We start from the raw sequence: 15512 nt of genomic DNA, 5'->3' as shown, positions 1-15512 counted from the left end.
GGCACGTCGATCAGCGAAGCAGCGGAGGACCGGAAACGATGACCAGCGGCTTCATGGGCCCGGAGGGCGACCCGTTCGCGGAATTCCTGGCACGCTTCTTCGGCGGGCCCAGGCCGAGGCAGATCGACATCGGGCGGCTGCTCAGCCAGCCCGCCCGGGAGCTGGTGCGCGGCGCCGCCCAGTACGCCGCCGAGCACGGCAGCCGGGACCTGGACACCGAGCACCTGCTGCGGGCCGCGCTCTCCACCGAGCCGACCCGGGGCCTGCTCAGCCGGGCCGGCGCCGACCCCGACGCGATGGCCTCGCAGATCGACGAGCGGACCGGCCCGGTGCAGCACCCGCCGGGTGAGGCACCGCCGCCGACCTCGCTCTCCCTGACCCCGGCCGTCAAACGCGCCCTGCTGGACGCGCACGAACTGGCCCGGTCGACCGGCACCGGGTACATCGGCCCGGAACACGTGCTCAGCGCCCTGGCCGCCAACCCGGACTCGGCCGCCGGGCACATCCTGAACGCGGCCCGGTTCGCCCCCTCGGGCCTGCCGACGGAGGCACCGGACGCCGCGAAGGCCGGCCGCCCGGAGGGGCCCCGGTCCACGAACACACCGACCCTGGACAAGTACGGCCGCGACCTCACCGACCTGGCCCAGCAGGGCCGGATCGACCCGGTGATCGGGCGCGAGGAGGAGATCGAGCAGACCGTCGAGGTGCTCTCCCGCCGCGGCAAGAACAACCCGGTGCTCATCGGTGACGCGGGCGTCGGCAAGACCGCCGTGGTGGAGGGGCTGGCGCAGCGCATCACCGACGGCGACGTGCCCGACGTGCTGATCGGCCGCCGGGTGGTCGCGCTGGACCTGACCGGCGTGGTCGCCGGCACCCGCTACCGGGGCGACTTCGAGGAGCGGATGAACAACATCGTGGGCGAGATCCGCGCCCACTCCGACCAGCTGATCATCTTCATCGACGAGCTGCACACCGTCGTCGGCGCGGGCGGTGGCGGCGAGGGCGGCTCGATGGACGCCGGGAACATCCTCAAGCCGGCGCTGGCCCGCGGCGAGCTGCACATCGTGGGCGCCACCACGCTGGAGGAGTACCGCCGGATCGAGAAGGACGCCGCCCTCGCCCGCCGCTTCCAGCCGATCCTGGTGCCCGAGCCCACCACCGCGGACGCCGTCGAGATCCTGCGCGGCCTGCGCGACCGCTACGAGGCCCACCACCAGGTCCGCTACACCGACGAGGCACTGGTGGCGGCCGTGGAGATGTCCGACCGCTACCTCACCGACCGCAGGCTGCCGGACAAGGCCATCGACCTGATCGACCAGGCGGGCGCCCGCGTGCGACTGCGGGCGCGCACCAAGGGCACGGACGTACGGGCCATGGAGCGCGAGGTCGACCAGCTGATCCGGGACAAGGACCAGGCGGTCACGGACGAGCGGTACGAGCAGGCCATGCAGCTGCGCGACCGGATCACCGAACTGAAGCAGCGGATCACCGAGGCCGACGGCGGCGGCGAGGCCGACGAGGGCCTGAACCTGGTGGTCGGCACCGAGTCCATCGCCGAGGTGGTGTCCCGGCAGACCGGCATCCCGGTCAGCAGCCTCACCCAGGAGGAGAAGGACCGCCTGCTGGGCCTCGAGTCCCACCTGCACGAGCGGGTGGTCGGCCAGGAGGAGGCCGTACGGGTCGTCTCCGACGCCGTACTGCGCTCCCGCGCCGGGCTCTCCAGCCCCGACCGGCCCATCGGCAGCTTCCTCTTCCTCGGCCCGACCGGCGTCGGCAAGACCGAGCTGGCCCGCGCGCTGGCCGAGGCGCTGTTCGGCAGCGAGGACCGGATGGTCCGGCTGGACATGAGCGAGTACCAGGAGCGGCACACCGTCAGCCGCCTGGTCGGCGCCCCGCCCGGCTACGTCGGGCACGAGGAGGCCGGTCAGCTCACCGAGGTGGTGCGCCGGCACCCGTACTCCCTGCTCCTGCTCGACGAGGTGGAGAAGGCGCACCCGGACGTCTTCAACATCCTCCTCCAGGTGCTGGACGACGGCCGGCTGACCGACTCGCAGGGCCGGACGGTGGACTTCAGCAACGCGGTCGTCGTGATGACCAGCAACCTGGGCTCCGACGTGATCACCCGGCGCGGCGCGGGCATCGGCTTCGGCGCCGGCGGCTCGGAGGCGGACGAGGAGGCCCGGCGCGAGCAGGTGCTCCGCCCGCTGCGCGAGCACTTCCGGCCCGAGTTCCTCAACCGCATCGACGAGATCGTCGTCTTCCGCCAGCTCAGCGGCGAGCAGCTGCGGCAGATCACCAGCCTGCTCCTGGAGCAGACCCGCCGGATGGTGCACGCGCAGGGCATCACCGTCGACTTCACCGACGACGCCGTGGACTGGCTCGCCGAACGCGGCTACCAGCCCGAGTACGGCGCCCGCCCGCTGCGCCGCACCATCCAGCGCGAGGTCGACAACGAGCTGTCCCGGCTGCTCCTCGACGGCCGCATCGCGGAGGGCGGCCGGGTCACGGTCGACGTCGAGGACGGGCGGCTGGCGTTCCGGACGCCCGAGCGGCCCGTCCCCGAACTGTGACCCGCGCTACCGGACGGGCCTGACCACCATCGCCGAGCCGCCGCCGCGGCGTTCCTTCTCGGCTGCGGCCAGCCACCTCCCGTTCGGCAGCCGCTGCACACCGGTCGCCGCGCCGATCTCGGGGTTGGCCTTGAACGCGTGCCCGAGCGCTTCCAGCTCGCCCCGCAGCCCGCTGTCGTAGAGCCCGGGTTCGAGCTCGGTCTGCGCGGCGTTGCGCTGGCTGGCGCGCGGGGCGGCGATCGCGTCGACGAGCGGGAGTCCGCGGTCGATGAAGCCGGTGAGGGTCTGGAGCACGGTGGTGATGATGGTGGCGCCACCGGGCGAACCGACGGCCACGACCGGCCTTTTCTGCTGGTCCAGGACGATCGTCGGCGCGATCGACGACCGCGGGCGCTTGCCGGGTCCCGGCAGGTTCGGGTCGTGGACGGCCGGGTTGGCGGGGGCGAAGGAGAAGTCCGTCAGCTCGTTGTTGAGCAGGAAGCCGCGGCCGGGCACGGTGATGCCGCTGCCGCCGGTCTGCTCGATGGTGAGCGTGTAGGCGACGACGTTCCCCCACCTGTCGGCCACCGTCAGGTGCGTGGTGTTCTCACCCTCGTACGTCGTCGGGGCCGCCGTGCCGCCGCCCGCGCAGGAGGCGGGGCGCCGGGGGTCGCCGGGCGCGAGGGGGCTGGTGAGCACCGCGTCGTCCTTGATCAGGCATGCACGCGAGTCGGCGTACCGCTGCGACAGCAGTTCCCTCGCCGGTACGTCCTCGAAGGCCGGGTCGCCGACCCAGCGCCCCCGGTCGGCGAAGGCGATGCGGCTGGCCTCGATGAAACGGTGCAGGTAGCGGGCCTTGCTTGCCCTGGAGAGGTCGGTGCGCTCGAGGATGTTGAGGGCCTCGCCGACCGTGGTGCCGCCGGAGGAGGAGGGCGCGATGGAGTAGACGTTCAGGCCTCGGTACGAGGTCCTGGTCGGTGCCTGGAACTCGGCCTCGTAGGCGGCGAGGTCCTTGGCGGTCAGGTCGCCCGGGCGGGCGTTCCAGCCGGAGTCCGGGCCGACGGGCGGCTTGTTGACGGTGGCGACGATGTCCTCGCCGAGCTCACCGTGGTAGAGCGCGCCGACGCCCTCGCGGGCCAGCTCCTTGTACGTGCGCGCCAGGTCCGGGTTCTTGAACGTGGAGCCGACGACCGGGAGTTCACCGCCCGGCAGGAACAGCTCGGCGGTGTCCGGGAAGTAACGGAACCGCTGTTCGTTGGCGGCCGTCTGGGAGCGGAAGGTGTCGTCGACGGTGAAGCCGTGCCGGGCCAGACGCTCGGCGGGCTTGAGCACGGAGCCGAGCTTCCGGCTGCCCCACTTGTCGAGGGCGGCCTGCCAGGTGGCGGGCGTGCCCGGGGTGCCGACGGCGAGGCCGCTGCTGACGGCGTCGGCGAAGGCGATCGGCTCGCCGTTCTCCGTGAAGAGGTGCTCGTCGGCGGCCAGCGGCGCGGTCTCCCGGCCGTCGATGGTGCGCACGGTACGGGACTTGGCGTCGTAGTAGACGAAGTAGCCGCCCCCGCCGATGCCGGCGGAGTAGGGCTCGGTGACGCCCAGGGCTGCCGCGGTGGCCACCGCCGCGTCGACGGCGTTGCCGCCCTTGCGCAGGACCTCGATGCCGGCGGCGGAGGCGTCGGCATCGACGCTGGCGACCGCGCCGCCGTACCCGACGGCGACCGGTGTCTTCGGGACGGCGGGTCTGCTCCGGTCGGCGGGCGGCGCCGCCGCCCCCACCGACACCACGGCGGCCGAGACCGCCAGGACCATCAGTTTCCGTGCGACAGGGCGACGCATCCGCACCTCCAGGGAAGGGCCGTTCGGGCAGCTTAGTTGATCGTCATGGCCGCGTCAGGAGCACGCGGGGAGCACCCGCACGCGGCCCGTCGAGCACCGGTACGCCAACGCCCGCCGGCATGCGCGCCCACGACTGACGACGTACGCGACATCGTCCCCCGGCGTGGACCGGCCGGCATCAGCGCCGCGCTGGGCCGGCCCGCCCGCACCTACCTGTGGAAGCGCAGACTCCGCCGCAGGCAGGCGTCCTTCGGGCTGCCGGACGGTTCCGAGTCGCCGCCGGCCGTCAACCGGGACCCCGCCGCCTCCGAACCGGCGGTCCACCGCTTCGACGTCTTCACGCTGCTGGAACTGTCCGCGCCGATCAAGGACTGCGGCGCGCACGTCCAGGTGGTCACGCAGGACATGGTCCACCAGGGCTCCGGCGAGCGTACGGACCCGGCGGACGCGCACTCGGCGCGAGTTCAGGGCCCCACCGGTGCCCGGCCGGGGGCACCGGTGCCGCCGGCTCAGTACCGGTACAACCCTCGCGGCCCGTCCCGAGTCTGATACGCCGCGACGAGGTGAGAGCTTGCCCTCGAGCCACCGGGTCACGACCGGGCGCAGAGATGGCATACGATCCGCATACCCCTCATAAAGATCAAGTAAGAGGATGTACACGTCATGACTGCCCGTGCCCCCTATCGTTCCCTTCGCGGCATATCCGCCGTTGCCGCCCTGCTCGCGATCGGCGCGGTGGGGTGCTCGGACGTCACCGACGCCGTCGACAGCGCCAAGGACGGCGCGAAGAAGGTGGCCCGCCAGCGCTCGGTGTTCTCGCTGGACACCGGTGACTGCTACAACCCGTCCGGCAAGGCCGAGGGGACGGCGTACACCGTCGAGATCGTGCCCTGCGACGAGGCGCACGAAGGCCAGGTCGTGGGCGAGTTCTCGATCGACGAGGGCAAGGCGTACCCCGGCGACGACGGGGTCTCGGCGATCGCGGACACCCGCTGCCCGGTCGAGGCGCAGAAGTACGCCCCGGACACCTGGGCGCTCCCCAAGGGCGCCGAGCTCTTCTACTACACCCCGACCGCGGAGAGCTGGGCGACGGGCGACCGCTCGGTGAGCTGCACCTACACCGCCGAGAAGGGCGTACTGAGCGGCACGCTGGACACCGCGAAGTCCCTCAAGCCCGAGCAGCTCACGTACCTCAAGGGGTCGAACGCGGTCTACGAGGCGCTGTGGGCGAACCAGTCCGAGAAGGACACCGTCGAGGCCGACCTGCCCGGTTACAAGGCGCAGGCCAAGGCCGTCGCGGCCGCACTCCAGGCCCACGTCGAGGGCCTGAACGGCATCGACGGCACCGAGGTCGGCACGCTCCGTTCGACGCTGGCGAAGGCGGCCGGCGACTGGAAGAAGGCCGCGGACGCCGCCGACGCCGACACGTTCTACGCCGCCTACGACCCGGCGTTCACCGGCATCGACCCGAACAAGTCGGTCGCCGCCCGCAAGGAGCTGGGCCTGGCCACCACCGTCCCGGCCGAAGAGGCCGAGGTCTGGGCGGGCTGACACATCCGAGCGGCGGGCACCGGTCGGCCCCGGCCCGTCCCCGCCTGACGGGGACGGGCCGGGGCCGGGGCCGGCTCTCGTGGAGAGCCTCCTGCAGGGACGATGTCCGGACGACGTCCGCGAGCCCAGCGGGCAACCCTGCTGACCTGCCCGGACAGCGTCCGGACGCCGCGTCCGGACGCGAGCCGGCTGCGCTGCTCCCCGAGGTCGATGTCGAGGCCCTCGCCGCGGTCCTCGCCGACGGCTGGTACGTCGGCCTCCTCACCGTCTCGCCGGCGTCGATGCCCTGACCGGTCTCGGCCACGTTTGCCGAGGTCCTCACGCTCTGCGCGTCGATCACGGCCGCAGTCGGCTGAGTGCTGCGGCCGTGGGATCGACGGGTCTTGTCCCGTAACAGGTCGTGGACCTGCTGGGTGGTGCCGTCGGCTTCCCGCTCGGCGCAGTAGTCGTAGACGGTCTTGTACGGCGGGGAGTCGTGGGGCGGGTACTCCCACGGGATGCCGGTGCGATTGACGTACAGGATCGCGTTGACGATCTCCCGCAGGTCGTGCACCCGGGTCGCTGTGCCGGGTCCGGTTCTGCCGGCTCGCCAGGCGGCGAAGACCGGTTCGATCAAGGCCGGCGGGCGTCGGAGACAGCTGCGGTACGGACACGAGCACTCACACCTCACCCAACGACTGCCAACACCGACAGTCACAAAACCATCCCTGACTACCAACTACACAGATCAGATGCCCTCTGAAGCACGTGCCGGATCCGGAGGGTCTCAAGGGTCCGAGCCATCAGGCGGTTGATGAGGAGCAGAGCCGGCACCGGACGGGCGGCTCCGGCGGCACGACACAGCCGATGGGGTAGAGACCGCGCCGAGTATCGCCACAGCCGAAGCGCACCGGGCACATACGGGGCGCGGCCTAGACTGGGTCTCTCCGGGGGCACGGATGTCGCCCGAGCGGGATGGGAGAACATGGTGGCGAGCAATGGCGGGCGCTTCGAGGATCCGCCCGCCGAGGTGCTGGCGGAGGCGGCCGCGGCCTTCGGGCTGCTGGCCTCGCCTGCCCGTTTGCACATCGTCTGGGCGCTGGCACAGGGCGAGAGCGACGTGACCGGGCTCGCGGAGCGGGTGGGCGGCGCGCTGCCCGCGGTGAGCCAGCATCTGACGAAGCTGAAGTTGGCCGGTCTCGTGAGGTCGCGACGGGAGGGGCGGCGGCACGTCTATCTGGTCGACGACCCGGATGTGGTGACCGTGGTGCGGCTGATGGTCGGGCAGCTGTCCGACCGCGCCGAGCACGCCTCACGCCCGGCACGTCTCGGCGGCTTCGGTGCTTGAGACTGCCGCAGTCCCCGGTCCCGGCCGTACCGCCCCGGACACGCAGGGCATACCGGAATCGGGCAGCGGACCACCGTCGGATGACGTCTTCCGCGGCCTGGCCACGCTCACGCCACTGCAGGTACTGCGTTTTCTGGGCAGCGGGCCGCGTGGGCTGGTGGAGGCGCGGGCCGATGAGCGCCTGGCCCGGTTCGGCGAGAACACCCTGCCCGCGTCGCGGTCCGTCTCCTGGCCCCGCCGTGTCGCGGGCGGTCTGCGCGATCCCTTCACCACGGTGCTGCTCTGCCTCGGACTGGTGTCGGCCGCGGTGACCTCCTGGGGCACCGCCTGCGTGATCCTGGTCCTGGTGGCGGTCAGCTGTGTGCTGCGCGCCGGCGGGGAACGGCGGGCCGAGCAGTCCATGGCCGCCCTGCGCGAGCTGGTGGCCACCACCGCGACCGTACTGCGGCGCACCGACGAACAGGCGCAGCCGCTGGCCAGAGAGGTCCCCGTCGCCCTGTTGGTGCCGGGGGACGTGATCCGGCTGGGCCCGGGCGACCTGGTGCCGGCCGACGTGCGGCTGCTGCGCGCCAACGGCCTGACCGTGCATCAGGCCGCGCTCACCGGGGAGTCGGCGCCGGTCCCCAAGTACCCCGTCGACGCACCCGAGGATCCATGTACGGACCTGCTCGGGCAGCCGCAGCTGTGCTTCCAGGGCAGTAGCGTGGCCTCGGGCAATGCCTCGGCAGTGGTCGTCGCGACCGGCACACGTACCCGTTTCGCCGCCGCGCACAGCGACACCGGACGGCAGCGAGAGCGGACCGGGTTCGACCGGTCGGTGCACGGGATCTCCTGGATCCTCATCCGTTTCATGCTGCTCACTCCACCGCTGGTGCTGATGGCCAACGCCGCGCTGCGCGGGCGCGGTCTGGAGACACTCCCGTTCGCGGTGGCGGTGGCGGTCGGCCTGACCCCGGAGATGCTGCCGGTCATCATCACCACCGTGCAGGCCCGCGGCGCGGCGCTGCTGGCGCGCGCCGGAGTGATCGTCAAACGGCTGCCCGCCCTGCACGACCTCGGAGCGGTCGATGTGCTGTGCCTCGACAAGACCGGCACCCTCACCCAGGACCGTCCCGTCGTCGAGCGCTCGCTGGACGCCCGTGGCCGCCCCGATCCGCAGGTACTGACCTGGGCGGCGGCGAATGCCTGGTGGACGCTGCAACTCGCCGACCTGCCCGTTCCCGACGTGCTGGACGAGGCGATCCTGGACGCCGCCCAGACGTGCGACATCGACCTGATGGAGTACGAAGGTGTTGCCGCGCTGCCGTTCGATCCGGTACGCCGCCTCGCCACCGCCGTCGTACGCCGTCCCGCCCGCCTGGGCGTGCACACGCTGGTCGTCAAGGGCGCCGTCGAGGACGTGCTGGAGCGATGTGTCCTGGAGGAGGCCGAGCGGGACCGGCTGCTCGCCCTCGCCGCCCGGGAGGCCGAGAGCGGTTTGCGGGTGATCGCGGTCGCCCGGGCCGAGCGCCCCGCCCGACTCGGGGCCTACGGCGTGAAGGACGAACGCGGCCTCACCTTCAGCGGTTTCGTCACCCTGCGGGACGCCCTCGCTCCGACCGCCGCTGACGCCCTGGGCGCCCTCGCCCACCGCGGTGTCGCCGTCAAGATCCTCACCGGGGACCATCCCGGCACCGCCGCCCGCGTCTGCCGCGAGCTCGGCCTCGACGCGGGCGAGGTGGTGACGGCGGCCCGCCTCGATGCGCTGTCCGAACGCGAACTGGCCGACCTGGCCGGCCGTTCCACCGTCTTCGCACGCTGCACGCCCGCGCACAAAGCCCGTATCGTCGCCGCGCTCCGCGCACGCGGGCACACGACCGGTTTCTTCGGCGACGGAGTCAACGACCTGCCCGCGCTGTACGCCGCCGATGTCGGCATCTGCCCGCGTGACGCCGTCGACGTGGCACGCGAGAGCGCCGACGTCGTGCTCGCCGAGAAGGACCTCACCGCCATCGACCAGGCGATCACCGCCGGGCGCGGCAGCAGCGGCAACATCGCCACCTACTTGCGCATCACGCTCTCTTCCAACCTCGGCAACGTCATCGCCATGCTCGGCGCGGGACTGCTGCTGCCCTTCCTGCCCATGCTTCCCGTACAGGTCCTGGCCCAGAACCTGTGTTTCGACGCCGCCCAGCTCGCCTTCGCCTACGACCGGCCGGACCCGGCCACGCTGCGCCGGCCCACCGTCCTGAAGCCGCGCGCCTTCCTCCGCTTCATCACCGGCTTCGGCCTGCTCAACGCCGCCACAGACCTGGCCACCTTCGCCGTCCTCGCCCTCGCGCTGCACGAAACGACCGCGGCGGACAGCGAGGCGGCGTTCCACGCCGGGTGGTTCACCGAGAACCTCCTCACCCAGGCGCTGGTGATGCTGCTGCTCAGGTCGGGCCGCCGCACTGCCGAGCGTGGCGCCCCAGGACCGGTCCGGCTCGCCGCCACCGCGCTGGCCGCCATCGGGGTGCTGCTGCCGCTCACCCCCCTCGGACCCTGGCTGGGCATGGCCGCCCTGCCGCCCGTGTACTACCTGCTGCTCGGCCTCGTCCTCGTCCTGTACGCGGCCGGCCTCGCGGTCGCCAAGGCCCGCTATGACAAGCGCCATGCGGATGCGTAAAGGGGCCTGCACCGGCGTCCACGCGGGCCACACACTCCACAGTCCGCGGAACCCACCCCGTGCCGCGGCGCCTGGTGCGTCCAGCACGGCGACACCTGACAGGAGTCGCACGACGTCTCCGCCACCTCCGGGGCGGTCCGCGGACTACACCCCCGCGCGCTTTTCCCTCAGGTCCACACACACGCGGGAGCGTGCCTGACAACGCTACAAGCCAGGCGCCGCGTTCGGTATCGCGAACTTGGACCGCGCCGCTTTCGGACGAGGCCGAGCAGGGGCGTGGCTTCGCCGGCCGGGACTGGGAAGAGCTGCCCGACGACCGGGACCTGGCTGTCGAAGCCGCCGCCTGGCACCTGCACGACCTGAACGCACGATTGCCGTCCGGGCCGTACACCATCAACGAGTTGCCGGCGCTGGGCTACAACACCAGGTGATCATGCTTGATCCTCTTGGTCGTTGAGACTGCTGCACGTGAAGTGCGCCTGGTGCCCTCGGTACTCAGCCCACCAGGGGCGGAATCATTCGGGACGGCCGTTTCCGGACCCCGCGGGGCTGCGGAGAATACGCCGCCGACATTGCTGCGGCTCACGTCACGTCACGATCGAACCGTGGGTGTTCTGGCGGGACGGCCGCGGTGCCGCTCTTGAGCAGGCTGACGGGGGCGGACGAACCGCCCTCGTCCCCGCCGCCCTGTCCCTGGCGGACGGCGTCCGCCACGTCCGTCATTTCCTGTCCCAGATCGAAGGCCCTGCGGATTTCGTCGAACCCCAGGGCTTCGTTGTCCATCAACCGCTTGCGGACAAGCGTCCTGGGATTGAGGTCATCGAACTCGAAGTCCTCGAACTCCGGGCCGAGTTCGGAGCGAATCTCCTGCTTCGCACTGTCGGAGAACTCCCTGACCTTGCGGATGAAGCCCACGACGTTCTGGATGACCTCCGGCAGCTTGTCCGGCCCGAAGAGCAGAACGGCGAGGATCCCGAGCGTCACCAGCTCAAGAGGCCCCACATCAGAGAACACCCTGCCCACTCCTTGATCCGTCGCCGCCGGAAGAGAGGCGCCCGGCTGCTGCCGTTTCGCCGGGCGCCGTATCGCCGGGCCCCCACTCGACACTCTACCAATTGCGCAAGCATGCAATCATGGGAGGGTCCTGCGCGTTGACGCAGGGTGACGGCACAAGAGCACTGGAACAACGAAGGAGAACCATGGGTGTGAGTCTCGCCAAGGGTGGCAACGTGTCACTGAGCAAGGAGGCGCCAGGCCTGACAGCGGTCCTGGTCGGCCTGGGCTGGGACGTGCGGACCACGACCGGTGCGGATCACGACCTGGACGCCAGCGCGCTGCTGTGCGCCGAAGCCGGGAAGGTCGTCTCCGACCAGCACTTCGTCTTCTACAACAACCTCAAGAGCCCCGACGGCTCGGTGGAACACACCGGCGACAACCTCACCGGTGACGGCGAGGGCGACGACGAGATCATCAAAGTCGATCTCGCCACCGTGCCCGCCGATATCACCAAGATCGTGTTCCCGGTCTCGATCCACGACGCCCAGGCCCGCGGGCAGAGCTTCGGACAGGTCCGCAACGCCTACATCCGTGTGGTCAACCAGGCCGGCGGCGCCGAACTGGCCCGCTACGACCTGAGCGAGGACGCCTCGACCGAGACCGCGATGGTCTTCGGGGAGCTCTACCGCCACGGGGCCGATTGGAAGTTCCGCGCCATCGGCCAGGGCTACGCCTCCGGCCTTGCCGGCATCGCCTCCGACTACGGCGTCAGCGTCTGACCTCTCCGGTACCCCCGCCGCCCGCAGGTCCCCCTGCGGGCGGCGGGCCCACGCCCGGCGTCCCTCCGGACTGGCACAGCACCGGGCCATACCGCCACACACGCATCGCACAGAAGAAGGGCCGCACATGATCGTCAACCTGGGCAAGGGCCAGCAGATCAGTCTGAGCAAGTCCGACGGCGGAGCACTCAGCGTCGTACGGATGGGCCTGGGCTGGCAGGCGTCACCACGCAAGGGCTTCTTCGCCAAACTGGCCGGCACCCGCGAGATCGACCTCGACGCCTCCGCCGTCCTCTTCGCCGGCCAGGAGCCCATCGACGTCGTCTTCTACCAGCACCTGGTCAGCGACGACGGATCGGTGCGGCACACCGGCGACAACCTCGTCGGCGGCACCGGCCAGGGCCAGGACGACGAGTCGATCCTGGTGGACCTGCGGCGCGTACCCGCTCGCGTCGACCAGATCGTCTTCACCGTCAACTCCTTCACCGGCCAGACCTTCGTCGAAGTGCAGAACGCCTTCTGCCGCCTGGTCGATGAGACCACCGGCCAGGAACTGGCCCGCCACACCCTCACCGGCGGCGGCGACTACACCGCCCAGATCATGGCCAAGGTCCACCGAAGCGGCAGCGGCTGGCAGATGGCCGCCATCGGCGAACCCGCCACCGGCCGTACCTACCAGGACCTGATGCCCGCCATCACCTCCCACCTGTAGCGGGCAGCCAGCCGGGCAGACCGCCTTCACCGGCTCGCCGGCCATCCCGGTCGACGGGCACGACGTTCGCCGAGCCCGGACGCTCTCGTGGACTGACCTGCCCGGGTGTACCGCATTCCGGGCAGCTGCGACAGCGGCTGAGGCAGCCGTCGCACGCTGAGCCGAGTCGGCCGTGGCTGAGCTGCGCTCGCGGTCGGCCTCCAGCAGCTGACGCAGCAGGTCCGCGCGCAGCAGCAACCGCTCGACGACATCGTGAGACGGTTGCGATGGGGCAGGCATGGGAGTACCTCCTTGCAAGTCGGGGCAGGGATCGCGCTGCTCAGCCGTAGGAGAGGTCGGAGCAGGCATCGTCGTCGGCCGAGCGGGCATCGTCGGCCACCGTGGGGGGCACGGCAGTTGGCTCGGTGGAAGCGGTAGCCGAGGGATTGGCTGCATACGACTGGCCCAGGGTGACGTTGATGCCCACGGTGGAGGCCGCCCGGAGTTCCGCGCCGGCGAAGAACTGTGAGACGGCCTTCGCGTCGTTCTTCTGGCCGGGCCCGTATTCGATCACCGTGGTGCTGTAGTCCTGGGTGCGCGCCGTCTCCGTACCCGTGACCGTGAAGGCGTGGTCCTTGAGCGTCTCGGCTGCGCGGGCGGCCAGGCCGGTGACCGTGGTGCCGTTGTAGACGGCCACAGCGATCCCGTCGCCGGACGCCGGCCCGTCGGGGTCCGGCGACGAGGACGCGGCTTGCCTATCGCCGTTGTTGCCGCTGGCGTCCTCGCCGTCGATCGTGCGGTCGGCCTTCAGCGCCGCCCACAGGGCGTCGGCATCCGGCTCGACGATCGCGACGCGCTCACCCTCGTAGCGCCAGGGGATGGTGATGAACTTGGTGTTGTGCAGGTCGATGCTTTTCAGCGACATCACAAAGGAGATCAGCTTGTCGGCCGAGCCGAGGCCGGGGTCGACGGTCATGGACTGCGTGGCGGCGTTCGCGAGCGGCAGCAGCTTGGTCGGGGTGAAGCCGTCGGTCTTCACCTTCTTGATCAGCGCGGCGACGAAGGCCTGCTGGCGTTTGATCCGGCCTATGTCGGAGCCGTCGCCGATGCCGTGCCGGATGCGCACGTAGTCCAGGGCCTTCGAGCCGGACACGCTCTGCTCGCCCTTGGCGAAGATGCGCTCACCGCGGGTGGTGCGGTTGGGATTGAGGTCCTTCTGGTAGATGTCCTGTGGCAGGCACACGTTGACGCCGCCGACGACCTCGGTCAGTTCCGAGAAGCCCTTGAAGTCGACGACGACGGTGTGGTCGACACGCAAGCCGGTCAGTTTCTCCACTGTGTTCTGGGTGCAGGCCGGGTTGCCCTTGGCCGTCTGGCCCACGGAGTAGGCCGCGTTGAACATCGCGTTGGTCTGCGGCTTGGTCCAGGTGCCGTCGGGCAGTTTGCAGGGCGGGATGTCGACGAGCGTGTCGCGGGGGATCGACACCGCAATGGCGTGCTGACGGTCGGCGTACACATGCAGCAGGAAGGCGGTGTCGGAGCGCCCGATGTCCCCCTCGTCCCCACCGCCCAGTTCGCTGTTGCCCTCGGTGCGCGCGTCCGAGCCGATGACGAGGACGTTCTGTCCCTTCGTCGAGCCGTCGGGCCGGTTGTCGGAGATCCCGTCCGCGCTGAAGGTGTCGATGTCGCCGCTCAGCGTGAGATACGTCCAGCCGACACCGGCTGTCACAAGGACCAGCAGCGACAGCGCTATCCCGAGTCCGAGCCGCACCCGGCTGCGCTTACGCCGCCGACTGCGGGCGGCGGCCCGCGGTCGGACCGGACTGTCAGCCGTGGTGTCGCCGCGGCGCGGCCGTGCCACCCGATGGCTGCTGGTCATGCGTGCACCTCTCATTCGTCCGGCCTCATACGGAGGGGACGACTGACCCCATCCAATGGTTGTACAGTTGCGCAATGTAGCAATCTTTTCCGGGCGCATTCTCGTGGCGCTCACCCTGTACTTGCGAGAGGACGAACATGTTCCGTAATGCACTGCAGCCCTGGCATCTGCTGGTCGTGGCGATCGTCGTCATCGTGCTGTTCGGGTCGAAGAGGCTGCCGGACACGGCCCGTGCTCTTGGTAAGTCGCTGCGGATCCTCAAGAGCGAGGCCAAGGCCATGAAGGAGGAGGACGCGCCGCAGACCGCGGCAGCCCCTCCCGACGTGGCCGGGCAGCAGGCGCACCGGCCCGTTCAGGCCGCCTCCGGTGATGCACCCCTGGCAAGCCCCACCCCAGGAGGCGACACCGCGCCCCGCTGACGATCCAAGGGCCGACCCCGTCGAAGCCGTACCGAAGAGGCCCACCCGTACGCGGAAGTCGAAGCGACAGACGTGCAGCGCCCCGGCCCGCACCTCGGCCTCGCCGCTCTCGACCACGCACGGACAGGTCACCTGCAACACCCACGGCCGGCGGGCCACGCGCGCCCGCAACCCATCGGCCGGGCCGCCGTCGAGCGCCGCACGCTCACGGGCCGTGGCTTCTTCAGCCCCCATGGACACACTTTAAAACCTGCGCAACTTTTGAAATATTGGGGTCCGTCACGCATCCGTCACGCAGGACGGACTCACGGACGGTTGGCCCGCCTCGTCCCCGCGAGGAGAAGCCGGCGTCCACGGGTGTGAGTCTCGCCAAGTGCCGGAACGTCGCCCTCAACCAGGACTGCACCCCGCCCGGGCGGCGCCCCGTCGGCCTGGAAGGATGTCGCAGCGCCCAAGCCGTATCCGAAGGAGTTCCGCGAGGACGTCGTGCGGGTCGCGCGCAACCGCGAGTCCGGCGTCACGCTGGAACAAATCGCCGCTGACTTCGGCGTCCACCCGATCACGCTGTCGAAGTGGCCGCGCCGCGCCGCCACCGATGAGGACGCCAGGCCCCCGACCGCGTCGGGCGAGTCGGCCGAGCGAGGCCCGGCCCGCGTTCCTGTTCTGCGGCGAGCACGCGATCACCAACCAGGCAGCCACCCGCTCCCTCGCACGTCACCACGAGCAGTTGGCCCACAAGCACGGCAACAACCGTTCCTAATCAGTGAGCAGGAGTGAGTCTTGGACTCGTACCTGGTCACTGCGGACACCCCGAACGGTTTTGGGTGCCCTGGTTGCCCGCGTA

At 70.8% G+C, this 15512-nt stretch carries 12 protein-coding genes and 2 pseudogenes; 10 read left to right on the top strand and 4 right to left on the bottom strand.

Features of this window, described 5'->3' with window-relative positions:
• Positions 1-38: 38 nt before the first annotated feature.
• Positions 39-2570 carry an ATP-dependent Clp protease ATP-binding subunit gene (locus ACZ7G3_RS31340; protein WP_470929669.1) on the top strand — a complete coding sequence of 844 codons (2532 nt, stop codon included), beginning with the start codon at positions 39-41 and terminating at the stop codon, positions 2568-2570.
• Between the two features lie 6 nt (positions 2571-2576).
• Here ACZ7G3_RS31340 and ggt read toward each other — a convergent pair whose 3' ends face one another.
• Positions 2577-4379, bottom strand: a complete 1803-nt coding sequence (gene ggt / locus ACZ7G3_RS31335) for a gamma-glutamyltransferase (protein WP_470929667.1) — start codon at positions 4377-4379, stop codon at positions 2577-2579.
• 150 nt (positions 4380-4529) lie between these two features.
• Between ggt and ACZ7G3_RS31330 the strand changes: the two are divergent.
• Positions 4530-4817 (top strand): annotated as a pseudogene (locus tag ACZ7G3_RS31330) (hypothetical protein); the annotation flags it as partial.
• Positions 4818-5042: 225 nt separating this feature from the next.
• The gene (locus ACZ7G3_RS31325; protein WP_426602747.1) at positions 5043-5930 is read left to right on the top strand and encodes a septum formation family protein; all 888 of its coding nucleotides are present in this window, start codon (positions 5043-5045) and stop codon (positions 5928-5930) included.
• Here the strand turns inward: ACZ7G3_RS31325 and ACZ7G3_RS31320 are convergent.
• The gene (locus ACZ7G3_RS31320; RefSeq protein WP_470929783.1) at positions 5833-6600 is read right to left on the bottom strand and encodes a transposase; all 768 of its coding nucleotides are present in this window, start codon (positions 6598-6600) and stop codon (positions 5833-5835) included. The genes ACZ7G3_RS31325 and ACZ7G3_RS31320 overlap by 98 nt on opposite strands.
• A gap of 294 nt (positions 6601-6894) precedes the next feature.
• Between ACZ7G3_RS31320 and ACZ7G3_RS31315 the strand changes: the two genes are divergently transcribed.
• The 3 genes from ACZ7G3_RS31315 to ACZ7G3_RS31305 all read left to right on the top strand — a co-directional run bounded on the left by ACZ7G3_RS31315 (position 6895) and on the right by ACZ7G3_RS31305 (position 10335).
• Complete coding sequence (locus ACZ7G3_RS31315; RefSeq protein ID WP_470929665.1) at positions 6895-7257, top strand: ArsR/SmtB family transcription factor; 363 nt, start codon at positions 6895-6897, stop codon at positions 7255-7257.
• Complete coding sequence (mgtA, locus tag ACZ7G3_RS31310; protein ID WP_470929663.1) at positions 7250-9904, top strand: magnesium-translocating P-type ATPase; 2655 nt, start codon at positions 7250-7252, stop codon at positions 9902-9904. The genes ACZ7G3_RS31315 and mgtA overlap by 8 nt, the downstream gene beginning before the upstream one ends.
• Positions 9905-10095: 191 nt before the next feature.
• Complete coding sequence (locus tag ACZ7G3_RS31305; RefSeq protein ID WP_470929661.1) at positions 10096-10335, top strand: hypothetical protein; 240 nt, start codon at positions 10096-10098, stop codon at positions 10333-10335.
• A gap of 151 nt (positions 10336-10486) precedes the next feature.
• Here ACZ7G3_RS31305 and ACZ7G3_RS31300 read toward each other — a convergent pair whose 3' ends face one another.
• Positions 10487-10918 (bottom strand): sec-independent translocase, encoded by a 432-nt coding sequence (locus tag ACZ7G3_RS31300; protein ID WP_470929659.1) that lies wholly within the window; start codon positions 10916-10918, stop codon positions 10487-10489.
• 185 nt (positions 10919-11103) lie between these two features.
• Between ACZ7G3_RS31300 and ACZ7G3_RS31295 the strand changes: the two genes are divergently transcribed.
• Complete coding sequence (locus ACZ7G3_RS31295) at positions 11104-11679, top strand: TerD family protein (RefSeq protein ID WP_470929658.1); 576 nt, start codon at positions 11104-11106, stop codon at positions 11677-11679.
• 127 nt (positions 11680-11806) lie between these two features.
• Positions 11807-12391, top strand: a complete 585-nt coding sequence (locus ACZ7G3_RS31290) for a TerD family protein (RefSeq protein WP_470929656.1) — start codon at positions 11807-11809, stop codon at positions 12389-12391.
• Between the two features lie 319 nt (positions 12392-12710).
• Here the strand turns inward: ACZ7G3_RS31290 and ACZ7G3_RS31285 are convergent, their stop codons facing one another.
• Positions 12711-14249, bottom strand: coding sequence for an LCP family protein (locus ACZ7G3_RS31285; protein WP_470929654.1), 1539 nt, complete (start codon positions 14247-14249; stop codon positions 12711-12713).
• A gap of 137 nt (positions 14250-14386) precedes the next feature.
• Between ACZ7G3_RS31285 and tatA the strand changes: the two genes are divergently transcribed.
• Both tatA and ACZ7G3_RS31275 read left to right on the top strand, forming a co-directional pair.
• The gene (gene tatA / locus ACZ7G3_RS31280) at positions 14387-14668 is read left to right on the top strand and encodes a Sec-independent protein translocase subunit TatA (protein ID WP_470929653.1); all 282 of its coding nucleotides are present in this window, start codon (positions 14387-14389) and stop codon (positions 14666-14668) included.
• A gap of 468 nt (positions 14669-15136) precedes the next feature.
• Positions 15137-15271 (top strand): annotated as a pseudogene (locus ACZ7G3_RS31275) (transposase); the annotation flags it as partial.
• Positions 15272-15512 lie beyond the last annotated feature (241 nt).

It is taken from the genome of Streptomyces sp. NPDC037271 (assembly GCF_055603605.1).
The sequence above is the reverse complement of the archived record's forward strand: the minus strand, read 5'-3'. Positions and strand labels throughout refer to the sequence as shown.